The sequence below is a fragment of the Mucilaginibacter sp. P4_C11 genome (assembly GCF_056402115.1).
In genome coordinates, this window is the sequence record NZ_JBFUIA010000014.1 from 67,964 (window position 1) to 87,806 (window position 19,843).

The 19,843-nt window shown below is 43.9% G+C and carries 10 protein-coding genes; 3 read left to right on the plus strand and 7 right to left on the minus strand.

Features of this window, described 5'->3' with window-relative positions:
* Positions 1-7 precede the first annotated feature (7 nt).
* Complete coding sequence (locus tag AC1DU2_RS14515) at positions 8-3,499, minus strand: T9SS type B sorting domain-containing protein (RefSeq protein ID WP_477385074.1); 3,492 nt, start codon at positions 3,497-3,499, stop codon at positions 8-10.
* A 126-nt stretch (positions 3,500-3,625) separates the two neighbouring features.
* Here AC1DU2_RS14515 and gcvP point away from each other — a divergent pair, with 126 nt between their 5' ends.
* Entirely contained in the window at positions 3,626-6,535 is a 2,910-nt protein-coding gene (gene gcvP / locus AC1DU2_RS14520; protein WP_477385075.1) for an aminomethyl-transferring glycine dehydrogenase, read from the plus strand.
* A 117-nt stretch (positions 6,536-6,652) separates the two neighbouring features.
* Here the strand turns inward: gcvP and AC1DU2_RS14525 are convergent, their stop codons facing one another.
* The 6 genes from AC1DU2_RS14525 to AC1DU2_RS14550 form a co-directional block, all read right to left on the minus strand.
* Positions 6,653-7,237, minus strand: a complete 585-nt coding sequence (locus tag AC1DU2_RS14525) for a Crp/Fnr family transcriptional regulator (protein ID WP_477385076.1) — start codon at positions 7,235-7,237, stop codon at positions 6,653-6,655.
* A 145-nt stretch (positions 7,238-7,382) separates the two neighbouring features.
* Complete coding sequence (locus AC1DU2_RS14530) at positions 7,383-8,912, minus strand: glycoside hydrolase family 32 protein (protein ID WP_477385077.1); 1,530 nt, start codon at positions 8,910-8,912, stop codon at positions 7,383-7,385.
* A 98-nt stretch (positions 8,913-9,010) separates the two neighbouring features.
* Positions 9,011-10,717, minus strand: coding sequence for a RagB/SusD family nutrient uptake outer membrane protein (locus AC1DU2_RS14535; RefSeq protein WP_477385078.1), 1,707 nt, complete (start codon positions 10,715-10,717; stop codon positions 9,011-9,013).
* An 18-nt stretch (positions 10,718-10,735) separates the two neighbouring features.
* Entirely contained in the window at positions 10,736-13,873 is a 3,138-nt protein-coding gene (locus tag AC1DU2_RS14540) for a SusC/RagA family TonB-linked outer membrane protein (RefSeq protein WP_477385079.1), read from the minus strand.
* 34 nt (positions 13,874-13,907) lie between these two features.
* On the minus strand, positions 13,908-14,816 hold the full coding sequence (locus AC1DU2_RS14545; protein WP_477385080.1) for a carbohydrate kinase family protein: 909 nt from the start codon (positions 14,814-14,816) through the stop codon (positions 13,908-13,910).
* A gap of 14 nt (positions 14,817-14,830) precedes the next feature.
* Positions 14,831-16,156, minus strand: a complete 1,326-nt coding sequence (locus AC1DU2_RS14550) for a sugar porter family MFS transporter (RefSeq protein WP_477354743.1) — start codon at positions 16,154-16,156, stop codon at positions 14,831-14,833.
* 343 nt (positions 16,157-16,499) lie between these two features.
* On the opposite strand from AC1DU2_RS14550, the gene AC1DU2_RS14555 reads away from it, so the two are divergent.
* Positions 16,500-19,265, plus strand: a complete 2,766-nt coding sequence (locus tag AC1DU2_RS14555; RefSeq protein WP_477385081.1) for a substrate-binding domain-containing protein — start codon at positions 16,500-16,502, stop codon at positions 19,263-19,265.
* Between the two features lie 254 nt (positions 19,266-19,519).
* Positions 19,520-19,726 (plus strand): DUF2683 family protein, encoded by a 207-nt coding sequence (locus AC1DU2_RS14560; RefSeq protein WP_477354749.1) that lies wholly within the window; start codon positions 19,520-19,522, stop codon positions 19,724-19,726.
* The last annotated feature ends 117 nt before the right edge of the window (positions 19,727-19,843 follow it).

Here is a 19,843-nt window from a genome sequence, read left to right on the forward strand (position 1 = left end):
AGTTATCCTACCTGATAATGGTTAAACTGCCCGATAGCAGACTGCAGGGGGTATTTAAATTGATAATATAATAATATACGCCCGGCGGCAGCAGCTGATCATTGAACTTCCCGGCAAATACGGTTACATACTCTTTGGATTCGAATACTTTTTGACCATAACGGTTAAATACCTGTACCATTGAGCCTGGAAATTTTTCAAGCCCTTCAATTTTCCAATAGTCGTTTACGCCATCACCATTGGGCGTAAATGAGTTTGGCTTCTTAACATCTACGTGTACAATCTCGATATGTGTTTGGATACGGTTACTTTCACAGGTACCAATACTATAGCTGATGTAAAAATCGCTGGTTTCAGTAACCGCTAAACTGAATCTGCCCGTTGTATTGGTTAAAAGCGGCAGCATAGCTGTGGCATCTGCATACAATTTATAGGTGCCGGCAACCGGGTTTTGTACACTGATGGTAACCGTTTCCGGATCGCAAATTCGTTGATTATTAACAACCGGCTGATCGGGCACAAACTCATTGTTATCAACTGCGCGCCCAACTGTAAGCGGGATGGCGCATGCGGTATTATCGGTAACCACCAGCGAGTAGTTGCCCTTGCCTACATTTTTCAGCTCTTTATCTGTACCGGCGACAATATTGTTATCCATATTAGTCCAGGTATATTTATAAGGAGGCACGCCGCCGGTTACATCCACACCGGTAATGCTTCCAAATAACTGGTCGCACTGATCGGGATTGGAAACGGGATTATTTAGCGACGAAAACTGTAAAAGCGGCGTTACTTTTACTTCTAAATTGTTTACCAGCACGCTTGGGCAACCGTATTTATCGGTTACATTAAGCGTGTAAAAGCCGGCGGTTAAACCGCTTATACTGGGCGAACTACCAATAAAAGTACCATCCTGTTTTAACCACTGGTACGATACCGGGATTATTTTTCCTTCAATCTCCAGGTTAATAGCCCCGTTATTTAACCCGCAGGTGGTAGCAACGCTCGTAAGGCTCTTAATGGTAAATACTTCGGGCGTTAGCCTGTTAACAGTAAAATATCCATCGTTACTGCATTTGGTTACCGTATTAACCGCGTTGAGGCGATAAGTGCCGTCGGCCAGGTTAAAAATATCTAAATTGTTTTGATTGGTAGCCATTGCATTTCCCTGCGGATCGTACCATTGATACAGGTCGGCATTTTGAACATATACGCCAGTTATTGCACCATTATTGGCACCGCATTTGGCGGGAGTAATAGCACCTCCGCTAATATTTACAGAGTTTGTTTCCTGGATAAAAATAGAAGGCGTTGAATATGGGCTGCATTCGCTTTGATCATATAACGTTAGGGTGTAGTACCCTCCTTTAACTTTTGCCAGGTTTTTGGTAGTAGCCACCACTACCCCGGCATCATTTGTCCATTTATAGGTTAATGTGCCAATGCCTACTGTTGTTGTTATATTGCTGATACCGCCATCGGCAATACCACAACGCGCGGGGGCAACCTGCATGGTCGAAAGATCATAATCGGGACCGGGCTTGGCTTTAATAGTAACCGCCGGCGATGAAGTAACTGCGCAACCAGCCTCGTCATAAATAGTAACTGTATAAGTGCCCTCGGGTAAATTGGCGGCCTTATCTGTCGATTTTACCAGGCCCGCCTTATCTTTCCAGGCAAAGGTTACGTTACCTGTACCACCCGTAAAATTCACATCAAACGGGAACGATTTTTGGCGGCACTGTGGCGTGGGTACAATTATATTCTGTATTTTTATCCGTAGGTCTTTTATCTCAAACAGCTGGGTTATTTTTTGACAGCCACCCGGGTATTGAATAGTTAGCTGGTAAGTGCCGGGCAACAGGTTTTTGATATTCTGTGTATCTCCTATTGGCGTTAATGAGCCATTGGTTTCTTTTTTATCCCAGTGAAATAATAGCCCGGTACGGGGTTGCTGTATGGTTACACTCCCCTGGTAAGCACAGGTATAGTTTTTTACAACCACATCGTTATCCTGTATCACCAATGACGAAAAGGGCGAAGTATTATTATTGGCATCTGTAGCTGTGGCAATAACAGCCTTGCTAAAAGTACCCGAATAACTCCATGCCCCGCTTGCGTTTGATGTTACTGTAGCTATGTAAGTTTTACCCTGGCATATATTGCCGCAATCGTCTGACAAAAACAATTCAATCTTGCAATTTGGTGTTGCAGTGCCCGATACAGCTGTGCCGCTAAAATTAAGTACCTGCACAAATGGCACCTGGTAATTGTTACTTACCACGCTTATACCATAATCACTGTTGCAAAAAATGCTGTTGTGCGTAATTAGCGTATGTGTGCTGTTTAAAGCTTCAATACCGTAAAAGTTATAGCCTATATAATTAATATCGGCGACGGCACTGCCACCGATGGTACCAGACGAACTTGTACCGGCGTGAATACCCTCGCCATTTCCGAGGTCTTTTGTTCCCGTAATATCTGTTCCTATTTTATTTGCTGTTATTTTAAACGTGGCGTTCTCGATATAAACACCGCAATAACGCTGGCCCGATATTAAATTGGAAGTAATATTTACCGTTGTATTGGATGAATTAACATTAACACCATAGGCTTTAATGAAAGCGCTTTGCTGCAAAAGCGGGATATTTTTAAAATCAACCTTGCCGGTATAATCGGTGCCTATTTTGTTGTTTTGCATGGTTATGGTGTTGGCTACCCCGTAATAATAAGCCCGCGCTATATTAATACCGGTAACATTAGCCGCTATCACATTACCCATGCCGGCATCTGTACCACCTATCAAACCATCTTTATCTAAAGTAAGGTTAATGCCGGTGTAGTTACTGGCAGCGGTAAAGCCATCATCAAGCAAACCTATAATATTACTTTGAATCTGGATATCTGAAGCGCCTGCTGCATAGTAATAGGAAGTGTTATAAATTCCGTTAATATTACCGCAAAAAACGTTCCCTTTACCGGGCGCTCCTATAATAACCCCGCTTACATCTCCCTGCATCATTAGGCCCGAGCCCTGATTAAGGTCGGCAGTGGCCAAGCTGTTAATTTTGGCAAAGTTGCGAATGTACAACCCATAGATGGCTATTTTTGTGGCCGGTGCGCCGCCTGCATTTACCTCACCATTAATATTTAAAGCATTAAAATAAACCGGAGAGGTTTCGGGCTCAATAATCACCTTTGCGTTTGACACCCCGAATGCAATACCCGGTTGGGTAGTACCGTCAATAGTTATGTTAGAGGTAATAAACGGCAACTGGCTTTTTAACCTGATAGTACGATCAGATACCAAACTGCCGGGTAAATTAAACTGGATGATATCGGGAGCAGTTGTTCCATTGCCGGCTGCTATAGCGAGTGCCTCGCGAAGCGTACCGGGGCCTGTATCGGCATTACTGGTTACTACAATGGTGGCAGCAAAACAGAAATTGCTTAACAAAAACACAATAACTACTAATAGTAAAAATTTCTTAGCAAACATGATAAGTATAAGTCTGTTAAAGATATAAAATATCTCTGTAAATGCTTTGTCAATATCATATTACGCAATTGTTACTCATATTGTAAAAGCGTACCTTTGCGGTAAATTTAAGGGGACGACTACTTCATGAAGCTAAACGCAGATTACCAGGAACAATTCCAGTCAAGGCATATTGCTCCTAATGAGGCCGACACGGCAAAAATGTTAAAAATCATCGGTGTTAGCTCACTTGATGAATTGATTGCGCAAACCATTCCTGACAGGATAAGGCTTAAAAAACCACTCGATTTACCGCCTGCCAAAAGTGAGTTTGATTACCTTACCACGCTTAAGCAAACATCATTAAAAAACAAGGTATTTAAGTCGTTCATCGGCAAGGGATATTATGATGTAATTGTGCCTGGTGTTATTCAGCGTAACATTCTCGAAAATCCCGGATGGTATACCCAATACACGCCATACCAGGCCGAAATTGCGCAGGGCCGCCTACAGGCTTTGTTAAATTTCCAAACCATGGTTATCGACCTTACCGGTATGGAAATTGCCAACGCATCGTTATTAGATGAAGGTACTGCCGCTGCCGAGGCTATGTTTATGCAATACAGCACGCGTAAAAACAACGCTGCCAACGTGTTCTTTGTATCTGAAGAACTGTTCCCGCAAACCATTGATATTTTAAAAACCCGCTCGGAGCCTTACGGCATCGAACTGCAAATAGGCGACCACCGTACGGTTGAATTAACCGACAATATGTTTGGCGCCATTGTACAATATCCTGCCGGTAAAGGCGCGGTGTACAACTACAAGGATTTTGCTGTCGCCGGCCACGAAAAAGGCATTAAACTAACCGTTGTTGCCGATATTATGAGCCTGGTGTTGTTAACCCCTCCGGGTGAGTGGGGTGCCGATATTGTTGTTGGCTGCACCCAACGCTTTGGTGTACCAATGGGCTTTGGCGGCCCGCATGCGGCATTTTTTGCTACTAAAGAAGAGTATAAACGTTCTATCCCCGGCCGCATCATTGGTGTAACTATTGATAGCGCAGGCAACTATGCCTTACGTATGGCTTTGCAAACCCGCGAGCAGCATATCCGCCGGGATAAAGCCACTTCAAATATTTGTACCGCGCAGGCATTATTGGCTATTATGGCCGGTATGTATGCTGTATATCATGGCCCTAAGGGTGTTAAATTAATTGCCGAAAGAATTCATGGCTTAACCATATTGTTAGCCAAAGCCCTTGGCGAATTAGGCTACAAACAATTAAACGAAAGTTATTTTGATACCCTGAAATTTGATGTTGCCCATTTAGCAGGCCCTATTCACTCTGAAGCGTTGAACAACGAAATGAACCTGAACTACGAAGGTTCGGTTGTTACCATTTCTGTTGATGAAACCACATCGCCCGAGGATATCAAAACCATTGTAAGGTTCTTTGCCAAAGTATTGGGTAAAACCATTAACGACGTTGATTTTGACGGATTGAAAGCCGGCTTGGAAACTGTGATCCCAACCGAATTACAGCGTACATCGGCTTACTTAACCCACGCGTTGTTTAACTCGCACCATTCAGAACATGAAATGCTGCGCTACATTAAATCATTAGAGGCTAAAGACCTTTCGCTTTGCCATTCCATGATCGCATTGGGTTCATGCACCATGAAGCTGAACGCCACCACCGAAATGATCCCGGTTACCTGGAACCATTTTAGCAAGATTCACCCCTTTGCACCAACCGACCAGGTTGGCGGCTACATGCAGTTGTTTGACGAAATTAACAACTGGCTAAGCGAGATCACCGGCTTTGCAGCCATGAGTTTACAGCCAAACGCGGGCGCACAAGGCGAATACGCCGGCCTGATGGTTATCCGCGCTTACCATCATGACAGGGGCGATACGCACCGTAACATCGCATTAATTCCATCGTCGGCACACGGTACCAACCCTGCATCCGCAGCTATGGCTGGCATGAAGATAGTGGTGGTTAAATGCGACGATAATGGAAACATCGACGTGGCCGATATGCGTGCCAAAGCCGAGCAATATAAAAACGAGCTATCGTGCTTAATGGTTACCTATCCATCTACACACGGAGTGTTTGAGGAATCGATCATCGAGATTTGCCAGATCATCCATGAAAATGGTGGCCAGGTTTATATGGATGGCGCCAACATGAACGCACAGGTAGGCTTAACCAGCCCGGCCAATATTGGTGCCGATGTTTGCCATTTAAACTTACATAAAACCTTCTGTATCCCTCACGGTGGCGGTGGCCCCGGTATGGGCCCTATCGGTGTAGCTAAACACCTGGTGCCTTATTTACCAGGTCACGCTGTGGTTGATATCGACAGGGGTAAATCTATCCATGCGGTATCTGCAGCGCCATGGGGTTCGGCATCTATCCTGATCATCTCACATGCTTACATAGCCATGATGGGCGGTGAAGGATTAACTAACGCAACCCGCTACGCTATCCTGAATGCTAACTACATAAAAACCCGTTTAGAAAGTCATTTCCCCGTATTATACACAGGTGCCAATGGCCGTTGCGCACACGAAATGATATTGGATTGCCGCTCGTTTAAACCGTTCGGTATCGAGGTTACAGATATTGCCAAACGTTTAATGGACTATGGTTTCCACGCGCCAACTGTATCGTTCCCGGTTGCGGGCACGGTAATGGTTGAGCCAACCGAATCGGAGCCTAAGCACGAGCTTGACCGTTTCTGTGATGCCATGATAGCTATCCGTCATGAAATTGCCGATGTTGCCAGTGGCGTGTTAGATAAAACTGATAACCCATTAAAAAATGCCCCGCACACCGTAGCCGTAATTACAGGCAACGAATGGGAGCATCCATATACCCGCCAAAAAGCGGCATTCCCGCTGCCTTATGTTGCGGCCTTTAAATTCTGGCCATCAGTAGGCCGGGTTAATGATACTTATGGTGATAGAACGCTCATTTGCTCGTGCCCGCCGTTAACAGATTACGAGTTTGAAGAAAGCGAAGTAACCACTCCCGAATACGGAACCTGAGACCGGAATTAAAAACCGGAGGATACTATAAAACAGAAAAAGACCGTCATCAAAAGTGGCGGTCTTTTCTTTTTACTATGACTGTTAAAATCCCTGCTGCCGTGGCTGCGGGAGAGATTACTTGTTTGTGGTTTGTTTATTGCGACGCAGCATACTCAAAAAAACGGGGGTAATACCCAGGTACGATGCAATTTGCTTTTGCGCTATCCGCTGTTCCAACTTGGGGTATTGCTTTTGAAACTGCAGGTAGCGCTCTTCGGCGGTTTTAGAAAGGTTTGAGGTAATGCGGCGTTGGTATAAATTGAACCCGTTTTGGGTAAGTATGCGAAAAAAACGCTCGAACTTAGGCACCTCGGTAAATAATTTTTCAATAGCTGCATGGCCCAGGTAAAACACCTCGGTATCTTCCAACGCGCTTATCGAATAGAATGCGGGGCTTTGTCCAAAAAAGCTGGCAATATCTACCGACCACCAGTTTTCCGGACAAAATGATATGTTGTGCTGGTCGCCCTCGCGGTCTATATTAAAAATTCGCAGGCAGCCTTTGTTCACAAAATATATTGCCCGGCAAATGTCGCCGGCGCTCAGCAGCACTGTATTCTTTTTTACAACCTTGTGCTGCAATACCGATTGAACATAAGCCGCCTCTGCAGGAGTTAATGAAACGTGCATGGCAAAGTTTGCCATTATAAGGTCGAACATACGGTGTTTTTAAAGTAAAGATAGGGTTTGAATTTACAGTTATCAAAAATCACCCGTAATTGAAAATATCTGCCAAAAGCAAAAGAGGCTAACCTGTTAGGGCAGCCTCTTTTACTTTTCCAATGACAACAGATAGCTGAATGTGCTATTTCCAGATAGATTTTAACCCGGTAATGGCAAGGGTGTTTAATTTCAGCTTTCCATCTGCATTTATAGTCAGGCCTGTGAAATCCTCATTTGGGAAATAAACAGCAGTCATGGTGGTTAAGCCTCCATCGGCAAAAAGCTCAACGGATGCTTTATCAACTACAATAGTCAGGTCGGAGCTTTTTGATGTACTCAATCTTGGGGCAGTAAACCGGCCCGAAAAATCTTTTTGAAAATCTATTTTGCCTGATTTTGTCCTGTCGATAAAATACTGATCCTTAACATCATCGTAGCCAACTAATACTTCCTCCCCTTTTTTGTTTGATAATTTAATGGTGTAGCCCTTTAACTGAGCAAGGGTTAGCTTTAAAACGTATTGGCTTTTTAGTTTACTCACTTTATCAGTGAGCTCAAGGGTTTTATTAAAAGCAACGTTTTTTGATACAGATGTATTGGCACTGATATTAACTAACTCAGGAACCGGGGCAGATGCAATGACGATACCTTGTTTACTTTGCTTTAAACGCAAATCGCGGGAAATGGTCATGGCGTTGCGCCATTTTTGTGTAGGTACCTGGTTGGCGTATTCCCAGTTGCTCATCCAGCCCAGGAAAATTTTGCGGCTGCCGGTATTGCTCCAGGTAATGCCTGCATACTCATCGGGGCCATAATCCAGCCAACTGGTTTGGCTATCCATCGGCGTAAACTGGTGCCCATCAAAGCCCCCCACAAAATATTGGGTTGCCGAGCCTCCGTTAGGGCCTCCGGGGTTAAGGTTTACCACCAGTATCCAGTATGTTTTGCCGTTCAGCTTTAAAGGGAACAGGTCGGGGCACTCCCATACCCCGCCATGCGCTCCCTCTCTTAAACCAAACTCACTCTCCTTTTTCCAGGTTTTTAAATCAGGCGCCGAGTAAAAGGTAATATGATCTTTGGTGGCCAGGGTCATTACCCATTTTTTTTGTTTGGCGTACCACATCACTTTAGGATCTCTGAAATCTTTAATCCCCGGATTTTTAAGCACGGGGTTGCCGGCATATTTTGTCCAGGTACTTCCTTCATCCAGGCTGTATGCAATACTTTGGTTCTGAAAAACTTCCGTTCCTGCTTTTTCTCCCTTTGGATCATGGTGCGTAAATATGGCAACCAACGGAATTTTCCCGTTTTTGCCAAAACCCGATGTATTATTAGAGTCAACTACGGCGCTGCCCGAGAAAATATACCCCAGGCTATCCGGGTATAAAGCAACGGGCAATTGTTTCCAATGAACCAGGTCCTTACTTACCGCGTGCCCCCAATGCATTGGTCCCCAAATAATATCCTTTGGATAATATTGGAAAAACAAATGGTAGGTGTGGTTAAAATAAACCATCCCATTGGGGTCGTTTACCCAATGCTGCTCCGGCGAAAAATGCACCTGCGGGCGGTGCGGTTCCTGGTAGCTTACTCCTGATTTATCCTGCGCTTTACTAACCATGGTAATCATCATAAAGGCCATCAGTAACGTGATGCCGTTTTTTGTTTTCATAATTGAAGTTCTTTTAATTTAGGCAGATGAACTTAAGCGTGTATTAAAGGAGCTCCGGCATAATTATAAAACCGGGGCCCCGATATATTTTAACAAATTTAATACCCCGGGTTTTGTTTGTATAAACCGTTGGTAAATGTAATTTCTGATTGTGGTATAGGCAGGTATTCGTCCCGGCCTGCCGTAAATTTAGCGGTAGCCAGGAAGGTTCTTCTACCTTTTTCAATATTGATATAGTCGTTTAAAGTTTTCTCGGCAATACCCCATCTAACTAAATCAAAAAAACGGGCTCCTTCTGTGGCAAACTCCAGTCGCCTTTCCCACTGCAGCGCTTTGCGGGCATAATCCTGTGTCCAATTAGCAATGCTGTAAGGTTTAACGTTATAGTTGGATGGAAAGGTACCATCTATTTTTTTAAGCCGCCCGGTGCTTGTCGCTGCGCGGTTTCTTATTTGATTAATGAGTGGTAATGCACTTGCCTGCTGCCCCAGCTCAATATAGGCTTCGGCTTGCATGAGCAATACATCATCGTACCTGATGATATCATAATTTTTTGCCGACCCCATGAACGGACCGAGCTTAAAGTATGATGAGCTTGTAGCCAACTGCTGGTTACGCATGGTGTGAAAATTTCCGTAAACACCAGGGTCACGCACCCAACTGTTGCTGAATGGCTTTGTGTTGTCGTACTTATACGGATGGCCGTCAATACCAACGGTATGGTCTAATCTTGGGTCCACGGTCACTTTTGTCAAATCGGCTATAGTGGTGTTAAATGTATCAAAGTTAGGCAAACCATTAACATCTGTAGTATGCGCGTTCACCAGGTTCTGACTTGCAGCATGAAAGCCGCAGCAACCATATTGTGGTGCGCCATGTGGATAATTTAAACCATCCTCAAAATTCATACGGCCGGCAGTAGTGCCATCATTAATGGTAAATTGTATTGCGAATACCGACTCGGGGCCGTTTTCAGTTTCCGGTAAAAAATTATCAGCAATATCGCTGCTTAATGAATATTTACCCGATGCGATAACAGCCTGTGTAAGATCAACCACCTGCTGTAACCTTGTTTTATTGATATTGGTTACATGATGCTTATCATCCTGCTCATAAGCCTGGTATAACCTCAGCTTTGCTAAATAAGCCTGGGCGTTTAACTTGTTGGCCCTTGCCAGCTCGGGCTGGGTTGTTGGCAAATTATCAACAGCATATTGAAAATCGGCTGCAATTTTATTCCATGCATCCTCATTTGATAACGTGTTTGAAACTTTCAGGATATCGTCCGAAGTAGCATTTTCGTCAAAAATGGGGATGTTTTTATAGAGCAGTTTCATTGTGAAATAGCTATGGGCACGTAAAAATTTTAACTCAGCTAATCGTGTTTTCTTGTTAGGGTAATCGGCCTCGGAGAGTGAATTAACTGCCCTTAGCGCAACATTTGCCCTTGATATAGATTTGAACAGATTTTTCCAGGTACGTGAAACAAACGAATCCATTGATGGGGTTACCAGGTTGTAATGCTCCAAGGCATCAACCTCGCCAACATCGCCGGTACCGCCGCCACCWTTGTAGGCATCATCTGAACGAACGCTGCCGTAAGCCCAATCGCTGTATATGGGGCCTATCATATCGCCATTACCAATAGCGGCATAAGCCGCGGTTACCAAACCTTCAATAGCGGTTGGCGTTTTTAAATCTGATGCAGACAATACACCTTTTGGTGAATAATCTAACGCTTTTTTACAGGAGCTGAAGATGATCAGTCCGGATAAAACAGCTGTAAATAATATTTTTGCTTTCATACTGAATAGTTTTTATCGTTAAAATGATGCGTTGATACCAAAACTGAAAACTTTAGGAATTGGAACCGGGCCCAGGTCAATCCTTTCCGGATCGGGGCTTAAATAGCTTTTGCTTTTCAACGTAAATACGTTTTCGGCCATAGCAAACACCCTTAGCCTGGTAAATACAGCTTTAGGCACAATAGTGTATCCAATTTGAATGTTGCGGAGTTTGAAGTAAGATGTGTTTACAATAAAGTAATCAGAAGTGCGGCCTTCATTGTTGTTGTCTTTTAATGTTAATGCCGGTACGCTTGTATTAGTATGCTGCGGTGTCCACCCGCCAAATACGCCGGGACCAACATTTTCCCGGCTATGCATCAGGTTATTGTACAAGGTATATACATCAAACCCTTTACGACCAGCAACGCCCGAACCAAATATAGACAGGTCGAATTTTTTATAGGTCAGGTCAATTCTTGCACCGTACTCTAAAGCCGGCAATGTAGTACCTATCCAGGTTTGATCATTGGCATCAATTTTTCCATCATTATTGGTATCGACATAACGGATCCGGCCCGGACCTGCGCCGATTTGCGTTGGTGCGGCATCTACTTCTGCCTGAGATTGGAAAAGGCCATTGGTTTTGTAGCCAAAAATATCAAACTGAGAATGACCCAATATGGTATTTTGTAAGTTCCCTGCATAAGCCGGCCTTACGTTTTCTGGTAAATTGGTAATCTTATCCCTGAAATGCGAAAAATTTAACGTTACGTTGTAGTTAAAATCGCCGGATTGCTGGCCGTGATAAGTTACTAAAAACTCCCAGCCCCTGTTAGATTTTGAAGCACCATTAATTGTTTTAGATTGCCCTTCGCCCAAGGCCCCTGCAACTGGCGGCGTAATCAGGATGCCGGTGGTACGGCGGGTAAAATAGTCAAATGATCCCGAGATCTTGTCGTTCAGGATGGCAAAGTCGAGGCCTGCATTTATCTCGTCGGTAGTTTCCCATTTAAGGTTGGCATTTGCAGCCTGGGTTTGTACAAAGCCCGAAGGTAATGAACCAGTATTGGCGCCAGAGAGTGAATATGCGGTTCCAATATTCATGTATTGTTCCCAAAAACCTGGTGTTATATCATTTTGAGTTTTACCATACCTGGTATCGTAAAGGGCAAAACGCGATTCGCCAATTTCCTGGTTACCCACCCGGCCCACACCTACCCTTAGTTTTAATTCAGAAAAAATGGTGTTGTTTTTCATGAAGCCTTCCTGGTCAATTTTCCAACCAAAAGAAGCTGCCGGGAAAATACCATATTGGTTATTTAAACCAAACCTTGAAGAGCCGTCACGACGCATAGTTACCGATGCTAAGTATTTGCCGGCATAGTTATAATCTATCCGTGCAAACTGCGAAAACAAGCTGTATCCGTTTGACCCACCGTTTACATTGGTATTACCTGTACCGGCATTTAAGGTAAAATAGTCTTCTGTTTGTATAGCGTATCCTTGTTTAAGGGTAGTTTGAAAATCGATGAAGGATTTAATATACTCGGTACCAACCAATAATTTAAAGTGGTTGTTAGTTGTCAAATCGTAGTTATACCTTAAGGTGTTTGAGAAAGTAGTGCTCAGGAAATGGTTCTGGTCAAAATACAAGCTGTTGGTTGTACGGGCCAGGGCACCTTCCTGGAAAGTTGGTGTTATTACCTTACTTAGGTAATTTGAATTATCGGCACCAAAGTTCGATTTGAAATACAGGTTTTTAATGGGCTGTATCTCTAAGAAAACGTTACCAAAGGTATTTACCCGGTTAGCGTTGTTCCACTTGGCCAGGTCCTGCATATGCAGCGGGTTATTCCTGTCGGAGTATCCCGCGCCAGATTCGCCAGCGTAAGTAACACCATCTTTTTGGTATACCGGGATAGTAGGTGCCAGCGTTACCGCCAAAAACGTGGTTGCCGCTCCACCCAAATCTGAGGTGGTAAGCGTTTCATTGGAGTTGGTTATTTTTAAGTTTACACCAAAGGAAGCTTTGTTATCAAAGGCACGTACCACACCGTTAATACTACCAGTAGTGCGGTTGTATTTGGTAAACCGTACAAGGCCGGTGTTTTTGATGTTGCCAAAGTTAATTTCAAGCGATGCATTTTTGTTACCAACCGACGCTGTGAAATCATTATTATAAACCATGGCTGTTTTATACAGCACACTTTGCCAGTCGGTATTGCCGGCCGGGGTATTAGGGTCACCTCCTACAAATTGTTTGGGGGTAACACTATTTAAAACCGGGTTGCTATAATCACCATTCCAGTTAAAGGTATATATGTCGCCATAACCGGCAACTGGATCCTGGCCATCGTTTACAGAAGCCTGCCATAGCGCCTTACCTCTGTCAGTCGAATTTAGCATTTTAAAACGCAATGATTTTTCGGACTGAACAGATGTACTGTTATTAAACTGGAACTGTACTTTGCCCTGCGTATTGCCCCCGTTTTTTGTGGTTACAATGATAACACCATTGGATGCGCGTGATCCGTAAATTGATTCGGCCGACGCATCTTTTAGCACCTGTACCGATGCAATATTTGAGGGTGATAAGTTTTGAAACACTTCGGGCCTGGTGGTGGGTATACCATCAATAACATATAAAGGGTTGTTATTGCCCAATGTATTTGCACCCCTGATCAGGATCCTGCTGGTTGAACCGTTTGCCGATCCATCTTTCTCGATGTACAAACCGGCAACTCTCCCCTGTAAAGCCTGCATGGTATTACCCGAGCTGTTATTTTTTACCGGCGTCAAATCAACAACCGCCACAGCGCCTGTAAGGTCTTTCTTCCTTTCGGATGTGTAACCGGTTACTACTACTTCATTTAAGGTGGTGGCAGCATCTTTAAATACCACATCAAGCACTTTGGTATCGGCGGCAACAGTTATTAATATCGGCTTGGTGCCCACATATGAAAACCTTATGGATTGCCCGGTTGTTGCCGTGATGCTGAACTTTCCGCTGGCATCTGACAATGTTGATTTTTGGGTTTCAACAACCACAATGGTAACGCCATCCATTGGTTTTGATGCGTTATCCAGCACAGTCCCGGTAATAACGCGGGATTGCGCGTACCCCTTACTTATGAGCAGTATAAGCAGGGAACAAATAAGTAATAATTTTCTCATTGGTTTTTAATTAAGTTTATTAGGTATGGTTTATTTAAAATACTTGGTTTTTAAAGTCTTGATATTCTGCGATTTTGTAATCGGGGCAACCTCCTTTCTTTGTTGCAATAAAGCCACCCATCGCTATTGCGTTTTTTAACAAGGTTTCCGGCGGTACGCCGTTATAATGGTTGGCAATAAACGCGGCCAAAAATGAATCGCCGCTGCCAATGGTGTCTGTAACTTTTACCTCGCGGCCGGCAACATGATATACCTTATCCTGCTTGTAGTACGATGCCCCAAACTCGCCCTTGGTAACAACTATCTCGGGAATGTTAAAGTGGTCTTGTATAAACCTGATCTGTTCCGATTCCTTCCCGAATGACCCCCTGAAAAGACCCTGCACCATTTCCAGTTCGGCCTGGTTAAATTTTACAATATCGGCCTTGCGCAATAGTTCATCCAGCAAATCGCGGCTGATGAAGGGTGGGCGCAGGTTAATGTCAAATACTTTAATACCATCGCTGGCCAACAATTCAAACAGGGTATTACGCGATACGCTGTTACGTGATGCCAGGCTGCCGTACACCAGGTAGGTTGATGGCTGCAACTGGCTGATGATATGCTCGCTATCGCTTATAAAATCCCAGGCCACCGGGAAAACAATCTCGTACGAAACCTCGTTGCCATTGTTCATTTTGGCAATTACCTGGCTGGTTGGGTGCTCTGTATCAGTTTGCAGTAAATGTTTGGGTATGCCCCAGCCATCCATCAAATTTTCCAGTTTGTGGCCGTTTGCATCGTTGCCTATTTTGCTTACCAGGCTGGTGGGCATGCCCAGTTTATTCAGGTGATACGCCACATTAAGCAATGCGCCGCCGGGCTGCGGGCCATCGGGCAATACATCCCAAAGAATTTCGCCGTAGCAAATGGCCGGGGTTGTTATGTTTGTTTGCGGGGTCATCGTCATTTCAATTATTAATGCATTACCATGTTAGTTTCAATCTGCTCCAATGAACGGCCTTTGGTTTCGGGCATAAACTTCCAGACGAAAATGAGCTGGCATACCATCATCACACAGAAAAAGGAAAAGGTAACCGCGCCACCTAACGACTCGGCCAGGTAGGGGAAACAAAAAGCTATTATCGCGGCCATTACCCAGTGAGTCGAGCTGCCCAGTGTTTGTCCTTTGGCACGTACTTGGTTGGGAAATATTTCGGATATAAAAACCCAGATAACCGCCCCCTGCGAAAAGGCAAAAAAGGCGATGAACATCATCATATAAACCGGGATTGCAAACCCGCTCATGTGCCCCGAGTAAAAAGTGAACGCCACCATGAATAGCGATGCTATTAACCCGAATGAGCCAACCAGCATTAATGTACGGCGCCCCACCTTATCAATAATATTGATACCCAGCAGGGTGAATATGAAATTGATTAACCCTATACCAACTGTGGATAGGAGCGAAGAATGGGCACCAAGCCCGGCCATTTCAAATATGCGGGGCGCATAGTATATAATAGCGTTGATGCCCGATACCTGGTTAAAAAAGGCGAAGAGCACAGCTAATATGACCGGTGTTTTATATTGGCCCGAGAAAAGATTGCCGCTTGAAGCGGTGTCATAAAGGGTAGAATTTTTGATAGCGGCCAGTTCCTGCTCGCAATTGAGCGGATTGATTACACGCAATATTTCCAATGCCCTGCCTGTTTCGCCTTTTTTGAGGATGAGCCAGCGGGGGCTTTCGGGTATAAAATAAATGAGCGCTAAAAACAAAGCCGAAGGGAACGCCTGCACGCCCAACATCCATCGCCATGAAGCCTCGCCGCCCTGGCTAATGAGGTAATTGGATAAGTACGAGATGAGGATGCCCAGTACTACATTGAACTGAAACAAGCCAACCAAACGCCCCCGCCTATCTGCAGGCGAAACTTCTGAAATATAAATAGGGGCTGTTACCGATGATATGCCTACACCCAGGCCGCCCAATAACCTGAACACCAAAAACAGGTACCAGTTATCAGCCATCGCGGTACCTATTGATGATAGCAGGTAGGCTGCCGCTACAAAGTATAATGTATTTTTTCTTCCGAAGATATCTGATGGCCTTGCACCGAACAATGAACCAATTACAGTACCAATAAGTGCGATAGATATAGTAAGCCCATGCTCCATTACGGACAAGTGCCAGAATTGCTGGATAGATTTTTCGGCGCCCGATATCACAGCGGTATCAAACCCGAAAAGGAAGCCACCAAGGGCCACGACCATGGACCAGGCCAGGACGGAATGTTTTCTCATAATAATTATAAAAGGTGTTAATTGGATTTACGGTTGCAAAGTAGGGCGATATGCAAAGCGGCAGTTATCGATTTTATTCCAAAACAGTACAAAAATTAAAATCTTGTTAATTTCTTGATTTTCAGTACAATAAAATTTATTTTCAATCCTGTACCTCCCGGATGTTTGATTTTGATACACGGTATTTTCAGTTTTGATACATTATGATACAAGGGATAGCCTGCGGCCGGGGGTTGTTATTTGTATTGTAAAAACATTTATCGATACTTTTGTATACATCCTCCCCAAAAAGAATTGTATTAACCAATAAAACCGTGCTTAAACGTTTACTTAATATTTTTTAATGGCTTTGCTTCATCAATTGCGCAACCTGTTATTGCCAACCATATGCATACTCATGGTGTTTACCGGCTGTAAAAAAGCCGACAAAACATCACAGTATACAATAGGCTTTTCGCAATGTGTAGGCTCCGACTTGTGGCGGCGTAATATGCTGGACGAAATGAAAATGGAGCTTTCGTTACATCCCGATGCCCGTTTCATTTATGCTGATGCCGATAACAGCAGCAAAAAACAAATTGAACAGGTGAAACAAATGCTGAATGAAGGCATCGATTTGCTCATTATATCGCCAAACGAAGCACAACCTTTAACCGGTATAGTTGAGCAAACGTATAATAAAGGCATCCCGGTAATTGTAATTGACCGTAAAACATCATCTGACCTTTACACAGCCTATGTTGGCGCCGATAATTACCAGATTGGTAAAATGGCCGGCGAATACATTGGCAGTAATTTAAAAGGCACGGGCAATATTGTAGAGGTGATGGGCCTACCCGGTTCTTCGCCAGCAATTGAACGGCACAGGGGCTTTAGCGATGCCCTGGCTAAATTCAATAATATACATATTAAAGCACAGGTATATGGCGATTGGCTGAAAGACCATGCCCAAAAACAACTTTACCAGGTACAGCCCGATTTAAAAACAGCCGATGCCCTGTTTGCCCATAACGATGTAATGGCAGGCGCATCAAGGGAGGTGCTAAACAACCTGCATTTAAACCACCACGTTAAAGTATTAGGGGTCGACGCTATGCCCGGGGCCGGCGGAGGCCTGCAAATGGTGGCATCAAAAACTATTGATGCCAGTTTGGTATACCCCACCGGCGGCAAAGAAGCCATCACCACCGCGTTCAGAATTCTGAATAAAGAAGCTTTTGCCAAAGAAAACATCTTGCAATCGCTGGTTATCGATTCAACCAATGTGCAGCTCATGAAAATGCAGTGGAACAAGATCAACAACCAACAAAAGGATATTGAAAGGCAGCAATCGTTACTGGAAGAGCAGCGGCAGGTTTACAACAGCCAGCAGTTAGTTTTAAATATTATTGTAATAACCCTGGTGTTGGCCATTGTTTTTGGAGGGCTTGCCTTTTACTGGCTGATGGAGAACCGAAAGATTAACAAAAGCCTGGAAGTAAAGAACAACGAAATTTTGCTGCAGCGCAACCAACTGATGGAAATGTCGGCCCGGGCCGAGGTTGCCACCGAAGCCAAGCTGAACTTTTTCACCAATATCTCGCACGAGTTCCGTACACCATTAACGCTCATCCTATCGCCGGTTGAGGATATGATGAAAAACGAGAAGCTGAATATTATAGGCGGCAAAAATTTAAAGCTAATCCATAAAAATACGTTCAGGCTGTTAAGGCTGGTTAACCAGCTGATAGACTACCGCAAAATTGAATACGATAAACAGCAAATTAACGCCGCGCCAAACAACCTGGTAGCTTTTGTTACCGATATCATGGATAGCTTTCAGCACAATGCCCGCAAGCGGAACATTAGCCTGAGCTTAACATCGGCAGAGAAAAACATAAATGTTTGGTTTGATGCCAATATGCTGGATAAGGTTTTCTTTAACCTGCTATCAAACTCACTGAAGTTTATTAAAGATAACGGCCGCATCCAGATAACCTTTACCCTAAACACCGACCATGTTGAAATAGCCGTGCAGGACAACGGTATAGGCATGGAGCAGGAAGAAGCCGAACACATTTTCGACCAGTTTTACCAGGCCGATAATGGCAACGCGAAGGGCTCGGGCCTGGGGCTTTCCTTATCCAAAGAGATTGTTTTGTTGCATCATGGTAGCATTAATGTAAGCAGTAAAAAATGGCATGGAACAATTTTTACCATTACACTGCCACTGGGCAACCCTTACAATTATAGCACCGGACAGCATGGCAAGCCGGTAAGCACCGCTGCTATTGACGAGCGTTCGCGCATTTATACTACCGACCTTGAACAAGACGAAATAAAAACCGATACGACCGGCCTTGGCAGCCCTAAAGAGCAATCCATCCTGATCATTGAAGATAATGCCGATTTGCTGGGCTACCTTGCCGATAAACTGGGTGCCGATTACGAAGTGTTCACGGCAGATAATGGATTGCAGGGTTTGACAGAAGCATTTGAAAAAGTGCCCGACCTTATTATATCAGATGTTGTACTGCCAGGGATGTCGGGCAAGGTAATTACCGAAAATCTTAAAACAGATATCCGCACATCGCACATCCCTGTTATTTTGCTTACTGCGCAAGCCAGCGTTGAGCAGCAAATTGATGGTATTGGCAGCATGGCCGATGTATACATGGTAAAACCTTTTAATTACGATCAGCTATTGGCAACAGTAAAAAACCTGATCAAAAACAGGGTGATACTTAAAGAACATTTTACAAGCGACGTAAGCCACGGCAAAATACCTGCATCAAAATCGCTTGATAAAAAATTCCTTAACGATTTTGCAGGTATAGTTGAGCAAAACCTGGCCAATGAAAACTTTAATGTAGATGACATTTGCAAAACCATCGGCATATCGCGGGTGCAGCTATACCGTAAAGTAAAAGCGCTGTTAGGCTGCAGCATTACCGACTATATTTTAACCCGGAGGTTAAAAAAAGCCAGGTACCTGCTCACCCACGAAGGCTATTCCATCTCAGAGATTACTTACATGGTAGGCTTTGCAAGCCCCAATTATTTTTCAACGGTGTTTAAAGCGCAATATAATTGTACCCCAAGCGAGTTTAAGCGGAAGCAGACTTTGTGAGTTGAAAATGAATTTGGGAATATGGGTTCAGCCAAAAACACTGTTATCTGCTTAACCTTTTGTGGGCGGCCGAAGGCAAAATAATATTCACAACTCCGTAACCTGACAATATTGGCTTACAATTCCGAGCGGGAATACCTTGCAGCATTTTGAGGCTATGAAATTCAAATTTTAATAGCCAACCCGTTTTATAAAATAATCATTGAATTCTGGATTACTATTATTTTAGGTACTGATTTTGTATATTTGTTTATATGGAAAGCATTCTTATACATCCTGAAAGTGCAGAGCAACTGAAAACAGTTAAAGCTGTATTGAAAGCATTGAAGGTACAGTTTGAATCAAGCACTGTTACATTCCCTCCCCATGTTTCAGAAAGTATCAGCCGCGGAATGCAACAATACGAAGCCGGAAAAAGTATCACGCTGGAAGAATTTACTCAAAAACACTTATCGGAATAATGAACTTTGATATCAGGTTTACTCCTGAAGCCGAAGAAACATTTCAAAATATTGTTGGACAACTTCGTACAAGATGGGGTAACGGATTTGTAAAGAAATTTAAAAACAAAGTCGCCT